Consider the following 17,223-nt stretch of genomic DNA (forward strand, 5'->3'; position numbering starts at 1 on the left):
AAAAAATTAATTATTAATTTGTAATGATTTATAATTATAATGTACAATAATCACTTGGTTTTACTCAATAAATTGCAAAAAGTGATAAACAATATGACATTTGATATAATAAAATCAGAAAAAGAAGGGCTAGATAGCAAAGAAGGTTACATAATTGTAAGATCTACAACAGTCTTTTTAAGAATGCTAGGAGAAAAGCCTCACTACGAGCTGATGACTGCAACAGCTGGTGAGGATAATGGCTCAATAACGGTATGCCAAAATCAAAAACAATTAATTGCATCTGCCCTACAACTTGCTCTTGAACTAAAATTAAAACCTCTTGTAAAATCTGATTAGAGCAGCAGAAAATATGTAATAATTTGCTCACTTACAATTGAAGATAATGATCAATTGATACAAACTGATGAAATACTCAAAAGATTTTTTGAAATCTATGATAACTTCAATATAGAATCTCGTGCTAAAGAGGAAATGAGAGAATTATATAATGATCTAGCAATAGATGACTCTGGTGAAGATGTATATTTAAGTGATGGCGTGCATCTAAGTCATGATGGCTCACTCCACTGACTTTCTTTATAAACAAATTATAATTTTACATTGTAAATTTATATATGCTACTTACTGAGAAAATCCAAACAATATCAATTGCTACAATTAAATATAAAAAAACCCTCTGAAATTTCAGAGGGTTTTTAAAAAAATTAATATCCTGTTAGAATACGATTAACTAACTCTTTGACCGTTGGGGTAAAGCCATTGGCGTAAAATGGATCATTACCAAAACGCCATGCTTGGGTACCGCTGAACATCAAATTATGATCAACGATCTCTTTTGCATGTTCACCAGAAGCATGTGCGATATCTTGCAATGTTCGTTGAATACAAAATGATCGAGGATCAGGGCGATTGCCTGTTGTATATTCTGGACCATGTTGTGACCAATTAGAAAAACGGCACATAGATAAACAACCCATACAATCCGCTTGATCTTTTAAGATCGATTTTGCCTGTTCAGGTGTGACAAATACATAAGTATTATCAGGGGTTAACATCATTTGAGTAAACCCTTGTTGCTCCCACCCAGTAATATGTTCGCGATCTTGAGAAGTGACGTAAATAACGCGCCCTCTTGCACCATATTCATATGGCACGGTCATATCGCCCTCAGGTTCTTTTGCAAACGTGACCTGACGCTCTGAACGTGCTTTTAAATCTAACAAAAAGCTGTTTTTTACTGCGGAAGAATAAAAACCAGTTGGAGAAAACTGATTAAGGTAGATATCTCCTTCCTTCAGGGTTCTCAACCGATCTTTCCATGCTTGTGGAATAGGACTTTCTTTCGTCAATAAGGGACGGGTTCCAAATTGAAATGCAATTGGCCCTAAATCAGGATTATCAAGCCAATCTTCCCATTCTGACAACCACCAAACACTGCCAGCCATAATAATGGGCACGTCATCCAACCCATATTGTCGCATGACATTGCGTAGCTCTAACACTCGTAGGAACGGATCTTGTGGAACCAATGGATTTTCACTGTTTGACAATCCATTATGCCCCCCTGCACGCCAAGGATCCTCATAAACAACGCCACCCAACCATTCAGGATGTTTTTTATAAGCCCTACGCCACAACGCATTAAACGCACGACCAGATGATACGATTGGATAGTAATATACGCCATGTCTGGATGCAATTTCAGATAATCTGAACGGCATCCCAGCACCACAAGTCACGCCATTAATCATGCCCGGGACCTGTTCAAGGACAGCACGTAAAACCTGTTCGCTGCCCCCCATTTCCCATAAAACATTTGCATGAATACGGGCTTCAGGACCAGCGATTTCTCGAGCAATTTTAACCTGTGCAATCCCGCCATCAATAGCATATTTAATCAGCTCTTCATGACGTTCACGACGGGTTTTAGCATGATAAATCTGAGGAATAATATCCCCTTTATCATCATAGCTATCTGCGTTTACAACTGAAATAGTACCAACACCACCAGCAGCAGACCAATATCCAGCAGAGACACCTGTTGAAATTGCAACGCCTTTGCCTCCTTCAATCAGTGGCAAAACCTCTTTACCGCCCATAAGGATTGGATTAACTGCCTTCATTACTACTCCAGCTCAACATACAATTATCGAAAACAAACACTTAAATAAAGTCTTTTACTCATATTTTTATTTTTTTCCAGTGAAAAAAGAAAAAAATTTCTCCTTCTTCCACCGAAATAACTAGTTTTTATGATCTTCTTTGTGGGCGATCAGTTCTGCTGCGACTTGGAGAAGGCGCACGTGGAGGAAGAGTTTCACTGATATCACCTCCCGTTTCCTGATCTACTTCACGCATAGATAACTTGATTTTACCACGATCATCAAAACCAACAACCTTGACTTTGACTATATCATCGACTTTTACAACGTCACCTGTACGTGCAACACGTCCTTCAGCAAGTTCTGAAATATGAACCAAACCATCACGAGCACCCATAAAGTTTACGAATGCACCAAAATCAGCGACTTTTACCACTTTACCGGAATAAATACGACCCACTTCTGGTTCAACAACAATCGCTTCGATACGCTCTCTTGCTTTTTGTTCTTGCTCACTAGATGTAACCGCGATTTTTACCGTACCATCATCATCAATATCGATCTTACATCCTGCATATTCAACGATTTCACGTATCGTTTTGCCACCAGCACCAATCAAATCTCTGATTTTTTCTTTTGGAATATTCATGATAATCACATGAGGTGCATTTTCAGAAATTTCAGAACGACTCTCGGTCAATGCTTTCGCCATTTCACCAAGGATATGCATACGACCATCTTTGGCCTGAGCCAAAGCCTGTTTCATAATTTCAGGCGTGATAGAAGTAATTTTAATATCCATTTGAAGGGCTGTAATCCCTTGCTCTGTTCCTGCAACTTTGAAATCCATATCCCCAAGATGATCTTCATCACCAAGGATATCAGTTAAAACAGCAACGCCTTTATCTTCTTTAATCAAGCCCATTGCAATCCCTGCAACAGGGCGTTCCATAGGAACACCCGCATCCATCAAAGACAAAGATGTACCACAAACCGTCGCCATAGAAGATGAACCGTTACTTTCTGTAATTTCAGAAACAACGCGCATCGTATATGGGAATTGTTCTTTGCTTGGCAACAAAGGATGAATCGCACGCCATGCCAACTTACCATGACCAATCTCACGACGACCTGGTGCACCCAAGCGACCACATTCGCCAACAGAATATGGAGGGAAATTATAATGCAACATAAAGTTAGAACGATGTTCGCCCTCTAATGCATCAACAATTTGTTCGTCTTGTGCAGTTCCAAGTGTTGTGACCACTAATGCCTGTGTTTCACCGCGGGTAAACAGCGCAGAACCATGTGTAGCTGGTAAAATACCAACTTCACCAATAATTGGACGAACGGTTGTTAAATCACGACCGTCAATACGAACACCAGTTTTTAAGACAGACGTACGAACAATATCAGCTTCAAGAGAATCAATCAAAGAAGGTGCTTTTTCTATATCTAACTCTTCTTCGGTGACTTTTTCTAAGATCTTAGCACGTGCTTCACCAAGAGCAGCATAACGTTTTTGCTTTTCTTTTTCTTTATATGCTTCGGCTAATATTTTGCGACCAACTTTATCAATACGAGTTTTTAATTTTTTCTCTTCAGCTGAAGGCTCAATTAAATTCCAAGGTTGGCGCGCTGCGTGTTCTGCCAAGGCAATAATCGCATCGATAACCACTTGCCCTGCTTGGTGACCGAAATTAACCGCACCCAACATAACTTCTTCGGTTAACTCTTTGGCTTCTGATTCGACCATCAAAACGCCCTCGGTTGTTCCAGCAACAACTAGATCCAACTCACTATCTTTAACTTCTGATAGCGTTGGATTCAAAATATATTCACCATCCTTATAACCTACGCGACATCCTGCGATTGGACCAAGAAATGGAATACCAGACAATGTTAATGCTGCTGAACACCCAATTAATGCAACAACAGCTGGATCATTTTCCAGATCATGGCTTAGAACGGTTGCAATAACTTGCACTTCATTCGTAAAATTTTCTGGAAACAATGGACGGATTGGACGATCAATTAAACGTGAGTTTAATGTTTCTGCTTCTGACGCACGACCTTCGCGTTTGAAGAACCCACCAGGAATTTTACCTACAGCAAACGCTTTTTCTTGGTAGTGCACGGTCAATGGAAAAAAATCTTGACCGGGTTTTACTTTTTTATCCCCAACGGCAGTACATAAAACAACCGTTCCACCATAAGTGATAACAACTGCACCATCAGCTTGGCGAGCAATTTTTCCTGTTTCGAGAATAAGAGGACGACCGCCCCATTCAATTTCTTTACGATAATATTTAAACATTAATTATGTCCTATTTTTAAGATAAGCCATAGGAAAAAATTCAAATCACTCTTACACCATAAAACTGCAAATGACAGCGTCTCGGACGGCATGGAACTTTGTTTTACTATTATCGTTAATCGCACCATGTGGCCTGAAACGCTGTAAACGGGATCTTAAACTTTTTCCTTTTTATCTATCTTTGATTTTTACAATTTTTAAAAATAGAGGTTGGTTTCATTTCGAAAGCCAACCTCTAATAATTACTAACGACGTAAGCCTAGACGTTTAATTAGGTTTTCATAACGGCCTTGGTCTTTATTACGCAAATAGCTTAATAAACGACGGCGTTGTCCAACTAATTTTAACAAACCGCGACGTGAATGAAAGTCTTTTGCATGTTCTTTCATATGTTCGGTTAAGTTAACAATTCTTTCTGTTAATAAAGCGACTTGAACCTCTGGAGAACCTGTATCGTTCTCTTTGGTTTGATATTCTTTCATTAACTCTGTACGACGTACTGCTGTAATCGACATCGTGTTATCCTTTTTCTAAAAAATTAAAATATACGAATTGGACGTAACCATTCAGAATCCAAACGGCATAATCCAACAAAACGCTTCCCATCCACAACACGGACAACTCCATCAGGAATGTCCAAATATTGTGAAACACGATCTGCAACTTGATCTCGTTCAAGAACGCGACCAAAGCTGAGCTCTGTGGCTTCATCTGATGTTAGGGCTAGAGCCGGGATGTCGTCCAGCGCAGTCTCGACAGGCAGAATCAGATCCAAAGAAGCCTCTCCTTTGTTGTCGTTTCCGACAATTTTGTCCAGTAAAAATGCATCTGTTACATCAAAAGGACCAACTTTTAAACGGCGCAACTCAGAAATATATCCGACAGATTTGCAAGCAACCGCTAAATCCCTGGCTAAAGAACGCATATAAACGCCTTTTCCAGAAACAACTTCAAATTTCGCACGATCTCGATCCAGACGCTCAATCATTCGAAAATAATCAATCCGAGCTGGACGTTTTTTTAACTCTGGCACTTCACCTTGACGCGCCAAATCGTACGAACGTTTACCATCGACTTTAATTGCTGAAAAAATCGGTGGAACTTGTAGAATCTCACCTTGAAATGCTTCGAGTGCATGATTGATTTCGTCATCGCTAGGTCTGACATCAGACTGCTCAAGCACTTCACCTTCGGCATCATCCGTTGTCCGAGACTCTCCAAAAGTCAATGTGAAATGATAGACTTTTTTCTTGTCTAATATATAAGGAATCGTTTTTGTTGCCTTACCAAAAGCAATAGGCAATAGCCCCGTTGCCAAAGGATCAAGAGTACCACTATGCCCAACTTTGCGCGCATCAAAAGCATATTTTACTTTATTCACAATAAAGGCTGATGTTTTTTCCAAAGGCTTGTCAATCAAAAGCCATCCATCAACGATTTGTCCACGCCTATTGCGCATAGATACAACAACTCTCCTAATCTCTTGATTCAATTATCAAGAGCATTTTCACTTTTAATTCATTACCACGCTAAGGGTTAAAATAAAACGATATATTCTATACAAAGCAAGAATTTTATAATATGGTAATGGCCAATCAGAACGAACGTAATTCAAAATTGTGTTTATTCTATGATAAACATAGATTTAATAACGAGATTATAGATTGATAAGGTTATCACTTGAAGGTCAATAAAAAATCAAGTTTGCCGCCTCAACCACCAGAATGGACGTTAAAGTTCGAAAATAATAAACCAATACTTATTTTAAATGGGGATTGGCTGGCAAAAAACAATAATATACCACAATTACCAGTGGATATTTTTAAGCACTGCTCCACAGACATATCTGTTCACATCAACACAGATCGATTGGGATCATGGGATAGTGGATTTGTAGTTTTTTTGTGGGATGTTAAAAATCTTGCAACTATTAATGGAATTTCTATTGATAAAGACGACTTGCCTGTTGCTGCACAACAGTTGGTTGGTCTTCTCAATGATAAAAAACCTGAACCAACTTTACCGCCTAAATATCAGTTCCGCCCTTTATACGATCTTGGGGAATGGACAATTAACTCTTTAAATAGTCTAGGGGTAACGTTTCAACTTTTTATTTTCGCTTTAAAGGGTGTTTTTAAATTCTTAATGGGGCGCTCTTATATGCGCCTTAACGATTTGCTTAGAGATATTAGAGCTGCTGGTCCTTCTGCTTTGATTATTATCAGCGTCGTTAACTTCCTCATGGGTTCCATTCTCGCCTTTGTGGGTGCTGTCCAATTGCGTAAATTTTCAGCCGATGCATATGTAGCAAACCTTGTAGGGATTGCCACAGTCAGAGAACTGGCCGCCGTGATGACAGCTATTGTCATTTCGGGCCGCACAGGTGGTGCTTATGCTGCTCGTATTGCAACCATGCAAGGGAATGAAGAAATCGATGCGTTAAAGGTATTCGGTATTCCCGTGACAGAATATTTGATTTTGCCTTCTATGTTATCGTTAGTCATCACAATGCCAATCATGTATTTATATGCATGTTTGATGAGCATTTTCGGCGGGTTAATCGTTTCTATTTTAATGTTAAAAGTCTCTGTCATTGGCTTTTTATACCAAACATTTGGAGCCGTTCCTTTTAATCAATTTATCTTTGGAGGAACGAAAACCGTCGCTTTTGCAATGTTCATCGGGGTCAGCAGCTGTTACATCGGAATGAAATCTGGACGCAGTGCCGCAGATGTCGGTGTTGCTGCAACGAAAGCCGTTGTGGCGGGTATTGTTGGGGTAATTGCTTTGGATGCTGTTTTTGCAGTTCTGGCCGACATTATTGGTATATAATCATGAATGTGACATCTCCTCAAAATACCTTATTATCCATTGAAAATTTAACCGTTGGCTATGGTGAACGCATTATTCAACAAGATATTAATTTCACCGTAAAAAAGGGCAGCATATTCGCACTAATGGGTGGTAGCGGGTGTGGTAAAAGTACACTCTTAAAATCCATGATCGGTCTGTTACCGCCTAAAAACGGTGATTTTTTAGTCAAAGGCGAAAATTACTGGAAAGCAAACAAAAATCATCGTGTTGAAATTGCCCGTAATTTTGGGGTTCTATTCCAAAGTGCTGCTTTATGGAGCTCAATGACCGTCGGTGAAAATATCGCTCTGCCATTACAACTATTTACAAATCTCTCTGCGTCTATGATACAACGCTTGGTCGAAATGAAACTGGGTCTTGTAGGAATGAGCCACGCCATTAATTTATATCCTTCCGAGCTTAGTGGAGGGATGAAAAAACGGTGTGGTTTAGCCAGAGCTCTGGCGTTGGATCCAGAAATATTGTTTTTTGACGAGCCTTCTGCTGGACTAGACCCTATTACTTCAAAACGGTTGGATGATTTGATTTTAAATCTGCGCGATGGATTGGGGACGACAATCATTATTGTCAGTCATGAATTACCTAGTCTATTCACCATTGCAGACGATGGCATATTCCTTGATGCAGAAACAAAAAGACCGATTGCTCATGGCTCTCCCAGAGCGTTACGAGATAATCCACCTTGCGCATTAGTCAATGACTTCATGCATCGCCAAACCGTTCAAAATCCGAAATAGAAAGACTATCCATTATGACAATCACTAAACAAACATCTATTGGAGCATTTGTTCTAGGAGGGATCATCCTTGCATTGGCGGCTATTATCCTTTTTGGAAATTTCAACCTATTTTCCTCTAAAAGACAGGCAATTGTTGTATTTCCCGGTTCTGTAACCGGTTTATCAATTGGTGCGCCAGTTAATTTTAGAGGGGTTCAAGTCGGAACGGTTAATTCTATTACGTTACAATTTGATCCAAAAGATCACAAAGCTTATATCCCTGTTGTCGTGAGTATCGACCCAAAAAAAATTCGTCTTGATGCACATTATAAAAATTATAAAGATTTTATGGATACTATGATCGCAAACGGGTTACGTGCCGAAATTAGTACCGAAAGTTTCGTAACAGGATCTTCAAATATATTTTTGGATTTTTATCCAAATGATAAACCTACTTTTCATCCTCAGTTCATTAATGGATTAATTGAAATTCCATCCCACCCATCGACTATTCAACAAATCAAATCAGAATTAATGAATTTGCAATTAGAAAAACTGTCCAAAGATTTGAATGAGACTATTCTTAAGGTTGGACAACTTGCTGACACATTAAATGAACAAGTCCCAACTTTATTAAGAAATGTTACAAAGACGTCTGAAAGCAGCAATAAACTTATTTCAAATGTTGATCACAAGTTGGATAATTTATTTACAAACTTAAATAAATTGCTAATTGACGGAGACCAGCAAATTAAAACCAAAGGTGCTGAAATCCATCAGGTTCTAACCTCTACCAATAAAACCCTCAATGCAGCATCCGATGTCTTACAAAATCTTAAATCCATGACTTCTGTACGTTCAACAACACGAAACAACCTTGAAATTATTTTACAAAATCTTGCCGATGCTGCTACGTCTTTACGAGGTTTTTCAACTCAAATCGAACGTAATCCTAAAATCTTACTGACAGGACGTCGCCAATGAATAAGATAATTACCTATTGTTCCCTCAGTGCTCTCGCTTTCTTTGCGGGATGCGCTGCGCCTTCTCTACAATATTATACATTAACGGAAGGCAACCCCGCACCAAAATCAGCGCAAACATTTACCCCTACAAATACCTCTATCATCTATATTGCGCGAGTCACTGTCCCTGATTATCTTAATACAACTGATATTACGACACGCAATGGCACAGCGTTAACTCATAGTGTCAATGGTCGACTAAGCAGTATTTTGTCTGTGGGTGCTACAGGATTAATCACAAATCTTCTAACAGACAAAAATCCTAATTTATGGATTACAGACGAAGCGCCGGTCAGTCCACCTGCCTATCAAGTAAGGATTAATATCAGACGATTTGACCTACAAGCAGAAGCAAATAAAACTGGAACTTTGAACCTTGAGGCCTCATGGTCAATCATTCCACAAAACGACAAAGCCCCTGTACAAAAACAAAGATCGAGCTTCGTTGTTCAGGGATCAATACAAACCGATAATGATATTGTGAAATTAGAACAAAATGCGTTAACGCAGCTGACAAATAATATTAATACAACTATTCAACAGCTACGTTAATTTATTCATCTTCTTTATCTAAATCTCTTAAAACTTCTGGGCTATGCAGCAATACATCAATTTTAGCGGCATAGTCCAAACCTGTATCGGCATGAAACCGTAATTCAGGCAAGAATTTAAGACGTAATTTTTGACTTAATTGAGAACGAAGATACGGTGCTGCTCTTTTTAAAGCAGGTAATAAATCCTCAACATTATCTTGTCCTAAACGAACAACATAAATAATAGCATTGCGAAGATCAGGAGTCATTCTGACTTCGGTCACTGTTAAGCGTTTATCACGTAACTCAGGATCACGAAATTCTGTACGAGCAAAGACGTCTGCAAGCACGTGTCTTACTTCTTCTGCTACACGTAATTGTCTTTGGGATGGGCCCTTGGGCATATTGCCCAAGGAACTCTTTCCTGTAAATAAAGGCTTATTCATTACGCTTCAATAGTTTCCATTTCGTAACACTCAACAACATCGCCTTCGCGGAGATCGTTAAATCCTGCGAAAGAAAGTCCGCATTCATATTCATGTGTGACTTCTTTAACATCGTCTTTAAAGCGTTTTAATTGGCTTAAGTTACCTGCATGAATAACCACGTTATCGCGTAACAAACGTACACCACATCCACGTCGAACAACGCCTTGTGTGACATAACAACCCGCAATCTTAATCGTTTTACCAATAGTGAATACTTTACGGATTTCCGCATAACCCAAGAATTTTTCGCGTTGTTTAGGAGCAATACGTCCTTTGATCATTTTTTCAACATCATCAATCACTTGATAGATAATTGAATAATAATTAATTCCAACGCCCTCTTGCTGAGCTAATTCTCTGGCCTGAACAGTTGCACGCACATTAAAGGCAACGATAATCGCATTTGATGCTTTTGCTAACTGAATATCGCTTTCTGTAATCTGACCAACAGTAGCAGAAATTACATTAACCTTAATTTCTTCATGCTCAAGCTTCAGAACAGTTGCTTGGATCGCTTCAGCTGAACCTTGAACATCTGCCTTAATCAAAACAGCAACTTCTTTTTGTTCACCAGCCTGAATACGTTCAAGCATTTGATCCAAAGTACCGCGAGCAGCCAAACGAACAGCAGCTTGCTTTTCACGAACTTTACGTTGTCTGAACTCAGAGATTTCTCTGGCTTTGCTTTCACTATCAACGACAATGAAAGGCTCGCCCGCACGAGGCACACCGGTTAACCCAAGCAATTCAACAGGAGCAGATGGACCAGCATGTTTCATATTCACGCTTTTATCATCTAGCATCGCACGAACGCGACCCCACTCAGCACCAGCAACAATCACGTCCCCTTTGTTCAAGGTTCCTTTTTGCACTAATAGCGTTGCAACAGGTCCACGTCCTTTGTCCAAACGACTTTCAATCACTGCACCTTCGGCAATACGATTTGGATTTGCTTTTAACTCTTGAAATTCAGCCAATAAAATAATTGCTTCTTCAAGCTTATCTAAACCAATGCGTTTTTTAGCAGAAACTTCAACATCCTGGGTATCACCACCCATTTGCTCAACGACAATTTCATATTGCAGTAATTCTTGTCGAACGCGATCTGTATTAGCACCTGGAAGATCACATTTATTAATCGCAACAATAATCGGAACCCCAGCAGCCTTAGCATGTTTAATCGCTTCGATGGTTTGAGGCATTACCCCATCATCAGCAGCAACAACCAACACCACGATATCAGTCACAGATGCACCACGAGAACGCATCGCCGTGAAAGCTTCGTGACCTGGAGTATCCAAGAATGTAATTCTAGCACCAGAAGGCAGTTTTACTTGATAAGCACCGATATGTTGAGTAATTCCACCCGCTTCACCTCTGGCTGTATCTGTCGTACGTAACGCATCTAGTAAAGAGGTTTTACCATGATCGACATGTCCCATCACAGTCACAACAGGTGGTCGAGAAAGTAGGTTTTCTGTTGTATCTTCGATACCTTCAATACCCAATTCAACATCACTATCGGCAACACGATGAACACGATGGCCAAATTCTTCAATCACTAATTCAGCGGTATCTGCGTCTAGTGATTGATTAACCGTGGCCATAACGCCCATTTTCATCAAGGCTTTAATTACGTCGCCTTGACGTGCCGCCATACGGTTGGCTAACTCTTGCACAGTAATAGTTTCAGGTAGTGTCACATCACGTACGACTTTAACTTGGTCTGCACGTAATCTTTCAAGCTCAGCTTGGCGACGTTCACGTTCTCTTTGACGACGAACTGAAGCTAATGAACGAACCTTGTCGTCTTCACCTTCAATCGCTGCCTGAATATCAATTTTTCCAGAGCGACGATTATCACCACTTTTTCCACGACCGCTACTAACTTTACGACCTGCGCCTGCGCCTGCGCTACCAGCACCGCCACGACGAGAACCACCTTTACGACTATCCCCATCGTCACCATCAGAATCGTCGTGAGATGGAGTACGCGTGCGAACAAAGTCATTACTTTTCTTAATAACTTTATCGTCTTTATCAGTTTTCCGCCCAGCAAAACCCGCATTTTTGTCATTTTCCATACCAGCAGGCGCAGAATTACTCTTAGATGCAGGTCTACTTGGCATCACTGCACGTTTTGCCAAAGGTTCAACAGGTTTTGGCGTTGGTGCCAATGTAATTTCACCAGGAATTGGTGTATGCGAAACCTTTGTTTTACGCACAGGTAAAGATTGATCAACATTCTTTCTGGCACCAGTCGCCGCTTTAGGTGCAGAAGATTGTTTTTTAACAACTTCTTTTTCAGTGTTACCTTTATCAGCTTTTGCTTGCTCTGCAGCAGCCTCAGCTTCTAAACGAGCTGCTTGCTCGGCTTCTTTTGCTGCTAATGCAGCGGCAGCCTCTTGCTGCACTTTTTCTTCTTCACGGCGCTTTGCTTCTTCTGCTGCGGATAGAATTGCAATCTTTTCTTGCTCTCTACGTTCCGCTTCTTTGCGCTGCAAATCAAGACGTTGTTCTTCTAGCACGCGTTGACGTGTTGCCAACTCTGAAGCTGTCAAAGCACGTTTCCCAGTCGACGATCCAGCTGTTTTCTTTGCTGTTGGTTTACGCGCAACCCCAGTTGAAGCCCCCGTTGCTTTTTCACTATTTCCAGAAGCACCGCGTTTCTTGCGAACTTCTACTTGCACGACTTTTGTACGCCCATGGCTAAAGCTTTGTCTTATCGACCCAGCATCGACTGTACGTCCTGCATCTTGTCTTACTGGCGAACGTAAAGATAGACGTTTTTTGCCTTGCCCTTGTTCTTGATCGTTGCCTTCGCTCATATACCTGCCTATTCTTTATCCATTCGCCGGATTTAACCCGTCGAACCCAATACCTTAATTGATAAACCCTGCCAAACGTTTACTGTCGTTCAAAAGACGACCCGTAAACGGACCTGTGTGAATTGCCGCATGAACCACATAATCACGACCAAAGAATTTTCCTAATTCTTCACCCGTAAAAATTGCTACAACTGGCAAATTTTTTGCCCCAGAAAGTAAACGATTTTTCTCGTCTTCACTACCATCTGTGGCTTGTATGATTAACCCAACATTATTTTGAGAAATCTTTTCCCTTACTTTTACAAAACCATATGTAATCTGTCCAGCACGTCTTGCAAGACCCAAGCCATCTTTTATCCTAAATTTTAAACCATCAACGATCATTGATAATAAATTATCTGGGACTTTTACTTGGCATTGTGCTGCTTTGGAAAACATACGACGTTGTATTGCTGTTTGTAGCACATTTTGATTGGCTTGCAACCACATTCCTCGCCCAGGAAGACGCTCTGTTAAATCGGGAACCACCATTTCATCAGGGGATACAACAAAACGAATCAAATCTTCTGGACGACCTTTCTCTCTTGTGACCAAACAACAACGTTGTTCCTTTGGTGCTTCAGATTTCTTCATCATTACCGCAGTTTACCAAGAATTAAAAGAGGTTTCATCAAAACAGCTACAAATATTACGTAAATTGGCTTAATTACCCTTCATTTTCCTGAGACTCTTCAGCTTCTTCATCTTCAAACCAATGCTCACGCGCACTCATAATGATTGCGTTTGCGGTTTCTTCATCCAAAGAATCTGCACCCAAGATATCAATCAGTTCATCACTTGCAAGATCAGCCAAATCGTCAAGCGTTTTAACGCCTTTCTCACCTAATAATATCAACATTTGTGGTGTGAAGCAATCAAGTTCAACAATATCATCCGTTACACCAAGCTCTTGACGTTTTTTATCCAAGGAATCTTGTTGTTTTACTAGAAATTCTTCAGCTCGTTGAACAAGCTCTTGTGCAACATTTTCATCGAAACCATCAATCTCGGCAATTTCTTCGGGCGCTGCAAAAGCAAGTTCATCAATATTGTGGAATCCTTCGGTAACCAGTAGGCCTGCAATCACATCATCAACATCTAACTCATTCACAAGAGCCGTTGTTCTGGTTTTGAACTCTTCTTGTCTACGTTCTGATTCTTCTGTTTCCGTCAGAATATCAATATCCCAGCGTGTTAATTGACTTGCAAGACGCACATTTTGACCACGACGACCGATCGCTAAACTCAGTTGATCGTCAGGGACAACTACCTCTACACGACCAGCTTCTTCATCCATCACCACTTTGGTGACTTCAGCTGGAGCAAGCGCATTGACCACAAAAGTCGCCGCTTGACCACTCCAAGGTACGATATCAATCTTTTCACCTTGTAATTCTTGCACGACTGCTTGAACACGAGACCCTCTGACCCCCACACAAGCACCCACAGGGTCAATCGTAGTATCTTTTGAGGTCACAGCCATTTTCGCACGAGAGCCAGGATCTCTGGCAACCGCTTTAATCTCGATAATCCCATCATAAATTTCAGGCACTTCTTGAGCAAATAACTTTGCTAAAAATGCTGGGTGAGAACGAGATAAGAAAATTTGTGGCCCACGAGGTTCTTTGCGAACGTCATAAATATAGGCACGAACCCGTTCAGAGTTGCGGAAATTTTCGCGAGGAATCAATTCGTCACGGCGCAATAATGCTTCTGAACTACCGATTTCAACCAATAAATTACCATATTCTGTACGCTTAATGGTTCCGTTAACAATTTCGCCTACGCGATCTTTGAAATCTTCGTATTGACGGTTACGTTCAAACTCACGAACGCGTTGCACAATGACTTGCTTCGCCGTTTGAGCTGCGATTCGTCCAAAATCAATCGGAGGCAACGGATCAATAATATGTTCACCAATTTTAATATTGGGTTGAATTTTGATCGCAATTGCATACGGAATCTGAGAATCTTCGTGTTCGACCTCTTCGACAACTTCTGTCCAACGGGAAAGGCGAACCTCTCCTGTTTTACGATCAATCACAGCACGAATATCTTTTTCATGACCATATTTAGCGCGACCAGCCTTTTGAATGGCCTGTTCCATGGCCTCAAGCACTTCATCTCGACTAATCGCTTTTTCACGAGCGACCGCATCCGCAACTAATAATAACTCAGGACGAGAAACAGACGTATCCATTGAAACCTCTCAATGTGTTTTATAACGATTATGTTTACCAGGTCGTTTTGACTGGTCTTTTTTTGCATCTTCTTCGACAGCATCTTGCGAATTGTCAGATACATCACCACTAGAACTCAACATATGCTGACAAGCATCAATCAACGCATCTGTTAAGACCAATTTCGCTTTGCGAATTTCTGAAAATGGCAATGCCACTTCCAACCCATCATCCAAACGCATCCGAGCATACTCATCATCTGCCCCTAGGACAATACCAGAAAAGCGTCTTCTGCTCTCAATCGGAATCATGGTTTCAGCTTTTGCCAAATGCCCAGAAAAACGATTCCAATCTTTTGGACGAACCAAAGGACGATCAATCCCAGCAGAGGAGACCTCTAATGTCCATGCGCCATCGATAGGATCGCTGACGTCTAAAATAGCGCTTACAGCATGGCTGATCTGTTCGCAATCTTCGACATTAATCAAAGATCCATCGGCACGATCGACCATAATTTGCAAGGTCAATGCGACCTTACCTAAGATCATAATTCTTACAACTTCGTATCCCATATCGATCAATGTTGGTTCGATCAATGCAGCAATACGGTGTTCAAGACGGTTATCTGAAAATTCTAATGAATCCAAAACAAAAAAGGCGGCCGACTAAGGCCACCCCCCACAATAAGGAAGATAATTTTTTATCAATTTACTTGAAACTACTCTGGTTTACAAGCATTAACTTTTTTAACAACGATCTTCGTGACATTATTATCGTATATAAAACAATTATTTATAGCGTTCAGCCAAATTATTCGCTGCAATAATAGCATCATAAAGCATCGCTGACGTGACTTTCTTAGGCATATTCGTCATCGTATCATGCTTATCACAAGCAACTTCGGCTACTTTACGCCATTCTTGTTCTACAAACTTGGTTAGTCCCATATCTTGTAAGGTCAAAGGTAACCCGACCACTTTCATAATTCGAATAACTTCTTCAAATTCATGTTTGGGGGCATTTTCTAAAACCAACTGTGTTAACAGTCCAAAAGCTACTTTTTCACCATGTTGTGCTTTGTGTAAATCGGGCACCATAGACATTCCATTATTCACCGCATGTGCAGCTGCTAATCCGCCTGATTCCGCACCGACGCCGCTTAGATAAATCGTGGCCTCTATGACTTGTTCCAAAGCAGGAGTCACGATTTTATCGCGCACCGCATCCATGGCGCATTCTACATTTTCTTGCAATACTTGATAGCATAAATGTGCCAATCCTAATCCTGTTCGAGAAGGTCTTTTTAGCACAAGATTAACACCATCCACAGCATAGCAAGCTCTGGCCTCGAAATAAGTCGCCAACGCATCCCCTACGCCAGCAGAAAAAAACCGAGCCGGGGCTTGCGCAATAATAGAAGTATCTGCAATCACAACATCCGGATTTTGTGGTAAATATAAATAACGATCAAATGCCCCACCTTCTTTATAAACAACCGTTAATGCTGTGCAAGGCGCATCCGTAGAGGCAATCGTTGGAAAGATAATCACGGGGATTTTTTTATAAAAAGCAACAGCTTTGGCTGTATCAAGCGTTTTTCCACCACCAATCCCCACAATAATATTTGCCGATGCGCCATCGATGATACTGATAATTCTCTTAATTTCTGCATCAGTGCATTCACGGTTAAATTTTTCAGTTTTTCCTTTAAATCCTGCCATATGCAGATAAGGCAACGTCTCTTGATTAACACGCTCTATGATAAACTCATCACAAAGCAACAATGCATTAGTTCCAAAATCTTTAATATATTCATGCAGCTCTTTTAATATTCCACTACCGATAATAAATTTCTTAGGAGACGTAACCGTACGAGGAAGATTGAGCATGATTCTTTCCTTACTCAGACTTAATATTTGCGAACTAAAATATTAATGTAACAAATTCTGTAATTATTGATAAACCTTTAACTTTATTTATTAATTATACCATTTAACTCTTGAAAAAAAACAATATTAACCTTAAGCTAATAATCACAATAACGTGAATTTAGTGACGTTATAGCATATAGAGTTAAAATCTATGAAGAGATTGGCGAAATATGAAATTTTCTTTA

At 40.3% G+C, this 17,223-nt stretch carries 15 protein-coding genes; 5 read left to right on the forward strand and 10 right to left on the reverse strand.

The window, feature by feature from the left end; all coding sequences use genetic code 11:
* Window positions 1-93: 93 nt before the first annotated feature.
* Window positions 94-339: a hypothetical protein gene (locus PQG52_RS05060; RefSeq protein WP_271828273.1), complete on the forward strand. Its 246-nt coding sequence runs from the start codon at window positions 94-96 to the stop codon at window positions 337-339.
* 368 nt (window positions 340-707) lie between these two features.
* Here the strand turns inward: PQG52_RS05060 and PQG52_RS05065 are convergent, their stop codons facing one another.
* From PQG52_RS05065 to truB, 4 genes are all read right to left on the reverse strand, one after another.
* Window positions 708-2,126, reverse strand: a complete 1,419-nt coding sequence (locus PQG52_RS05065) for an NAD(P)H-dependent flavin oxidoreductase (protein WP_271828274.1) — start codon at window positions 2,124-2,126, stop codon at window positions 708-710.
* A 127-nt stretch (window positions 2,127-2,253) separates the two neighbouring features.
* Window positions 2,254-4,422, reverse strand: a complete 2,169-nt coding sequence (pnp, locus tag PQG52_RS05070; RefSeq protein WP_271828275.1) for a polyribonucleotide nucleotidyltransferase — start codon at window positions 4,420-4,422, stop codon at window positions 2,254-2,256.
* A 245-nt stretch (window positions 4,423-4,667) separates the two neighbouring features.
* Complete coding sequence (gene rpsO, locus PQG52_RS05075; RefSeq protein ID WP_034339510.1) at window positions 4,668-4,937, reverse strand: 30S ribosomal protein S15; 270 nt, start codon at window positions 4,935-4,937, stop codon at window positions 4,668-4,670.
* 23 nt (window positions 4,938-4,960) lie between these two features.
* Window positions 4,961-5,881, reverse strand: a complete 921-nt coding sequence (truB, locus tag PQG52_RS05080) for a tRNA pseudouridine(55) synthase TruB (RefSeq protein ID WP_271828276.1) — start codon at window positions 5,879-5,881, stop codon at window positions 4,961-4,963.
* A gap of 221 nt (window positions 5,882-6,102) precedes the next feature.
* Here truB and PQG52_RS05085 point away from each other — a divergent pair, with 221 nt between their 5' ends.
* From PQG52_RS05085 to PQG52_RS05100, 4 genes are read left to right on the forward strand one after another with little or no spacing between them, the layout of a single operon-like run.
* Window positions 6,103-7,254: an MlaE family ABC transporter permease gene (locus PQG52_RS05085; protein ID WP_271828277.1), complete on the forward strand. Its 1,152-nt coding sequence runs from the start codon at window positions 6,103-6,105 to the stop codon at window positions 7,252-7,254.
* Between the two features lie 2 nt (window positions 7,255-7,256).
* A complete protein-coding gene (locus tag PQG52_RS05090; protein ID WP_271828279.1) occupies window positions 7,257-8,033 on the forward strand; it encodes an ABC transporter ATP-binding protein in 777 nt (258 codons plus the stop codon).
* 14 nt (window positions 8,034-8,047) lie between these two features.
* On the forward strand, window positions 8,048-8,998 hold the full coding sequence (locus PQG52_RS05095; RefSeq protein WP_271828281.1) for an MlaD family protein: 951 nt from the start codon (window positions 8,048-8,050) through the stop codon (window positions 8,996-8,998).
* Complete coding sequence (locus PQG52_RS05100; RefSeq protein ID WP_271828282.1) at window positions 8,995-9,591, forward strand: PqiC family protein; 597 nt, start codon at window positions 8,995-8,997, stop codon at window positions 9,589-9,591. Before PQG52_RS05095 ends, PQG52_RS05100 begins: the two co-directional genes overlap by 4 nt.
* Window position 9,592: 1 nt before the next feature.
* Here PQG52_RS05100 and rbfA read toward each other — a convergent pair whose 3' ends face one another.
* The 6 genes from rbfA to PQG52_RS05130 all read right to left on the reverse strand — a co-directional run bounded on the left by rbfA (window position 9,593) and on the right by PQG52_RS05130 (window position 16,996).
* A complete protein-coding gene (gene rbfA, locus PQG52_RS05105) occupies window positions 9,593-10,018 on the reverse strand; it encodes a 30S ribosome-binding factor RbfA (protein WP_271828283.1) in 426 nt (141 codons plus the stop codon).
* A complete protein-coding gene (infB, locus tag PQG52_RS05110) occupies window positions 10,018-12,888 on the reverse strand; it encodes a translation initiation factor IF-2 (protein ID WP_271828285.1) in 2,871 nt (956 codons plus the stop codon). The genes rbfA and infB overlap by 1 nt, the downstream gene beginning before the upstream one ends.
* Before the next feature lie 54 nt (window positions 12,889-12,942).
* Complete coding sequence (locus PQG52_RS05115) at window positions 12,943-13,524, reverse strand: RNA-binding protein (RefSeq protein WP_271789640.1); 582 nt, start codon at window positions 13,522-13,524, stop codon at window positions 12,943-12,945.
* Window positions 13,525-13,594: 70 nt separating this feature from the next.
* Entirely contained in the window at window positions 13,595-15,127 is a 1,533-nt protein-coding gene (gene nusA / locus PQG52_RS05120) for a transcription termination factor NusA (protein WP_271828286.1), read from the reverse strand.
* Window positions 15,128-15,136: 9 nt separating this feature from the next.
* On the reverse strand, window positions 15,137-15,679 hold the full coding sequence (gene rimP / locus PQG52_RS05125; protein ID WP_271828614.1) for a ribosome maturation factor RimP: 543 nt from the start codon (window positions 15,677-15,679) through the stop codon (window positions 15,137-15,139).
* Window positions 15,680-15,895: 216 nt separating this feature from the next.
* Window positions 15,896-16,996: a glycerol dehydrogenase gene (locus PQG52_RS05130; protein WP_271828287.1), complete on the reverse strand. Its 1,101-nt coding sequence runs from the start codon at window positions 16,994-16,996 to the stop codon at window positions 15,896-15,898.
* Window positions 16,997-17,223: the final 227 nt, after the last annotated feature.

This window comes from Commensalibacter communis (assembly GCF_947179105.1).
Taxonomy (GTDB): domain Bacteria; phylum Pseudomonadota; class Alphaproteobacteria; order Acetobacterales; family Acetobacteraceae; genus Commensalibacter; species Commensalibacter communis.

Bases quoted from the DNA above. Each gene is read 5' to 3' on its own strand.
- PQG52_RS05060 (WP_271828273.1), top strand. From the start codon at position 94: ATGACATTTGATATAATAAAATCAGAAAAAGAAGGGCTAGATAGCAAA.
- PQG52_RS05065 (WP_271828274.1), bottom strand. From the start codon at position 2,126: ATGAAGGCAGTTAATCCAATCCTTATGGGCGGTAAAGAGGTTTTGCCA.
- pnp (WP_271828275.1), bottom strand. From the start codon at position 4,422: ATGTTTAAATATTATCGTAAAGAAATTGAATGGGGCGGTCGTCCTCTT.
- rpsO (WP_034339510.1), bottom strand. From the start codon at position 4,937: ATGTCGATTACAGCAGTACGTCGTACAGAGTTAATGAAAGAATATCAA.
- truB (WP_271828276.1), bottom strand. From the start codon at position 5,881: ATGCGCAATAGGCGTGGACAAATCGTTGATGGATGGCTTTTGATTGAC.
- PQG52_RS05090 (WP_271828279.1), top strand. From the start codon at position 7,257: ATGAATGTGACATCTCCTCAAAATACCTTATTATCCATTGAAAATTTA.
- PQG52_RS05095 (WP_271828281.1), top strand. From the start codon at position 8,048: ATGACAATCACTAAACAAACATCTATTGGAGCATTTGTTCTAGGAGGG.
- PQG52_RS05100 (WP_271828282.1), top strand. From the start codon at position 8,995: ATGAATAAGATAATTACCTATTGTTCCCTCAGTGCTCTCGCTTTCTTT.
- rbfA (WP_271828283.1), bottom strand. From the start codon at position 10,018: ATGAATAAGCCTTTATTTACAGGAAAGAGTTCCTTGGGCAATATGCCC.
- infB (WP_271828285.1), bottom strand. From the start codon at position 12,888: ATGAGCGAAGGCAACGATCAAGAACAAGGGCAAGGCAAAAAACGTCTA.
- PQG52_RS05115 (WP_271789640.1), bottom strand. From the start codon at position 13,524: ATGATGAAGAAATCTGAAGCACCAAAGGAACAACGTTGTTGTTTGGTC.
- nusA (WP_271828286.1), bottom strand. From the start codon at position 15,127: ATGGATACGTCTGTTTCTCGTCCTGAGTTATTATTAGTTGCGGATGCG.
- rimP (WP_271828614.1), bottom strand. From the start codon at position 15,679: ATGGGATACGAAGTTGTAAGAATTATGATCTTAGGTAAGGTCGCATTG.
- PQG52_RS05130 (WP_271828287.1), bottom strand. From the start codon at position 16,996: ATGCTCAATCTTCCTCGTACGGTTACGTCTCCTAAGAAATTTATTATC.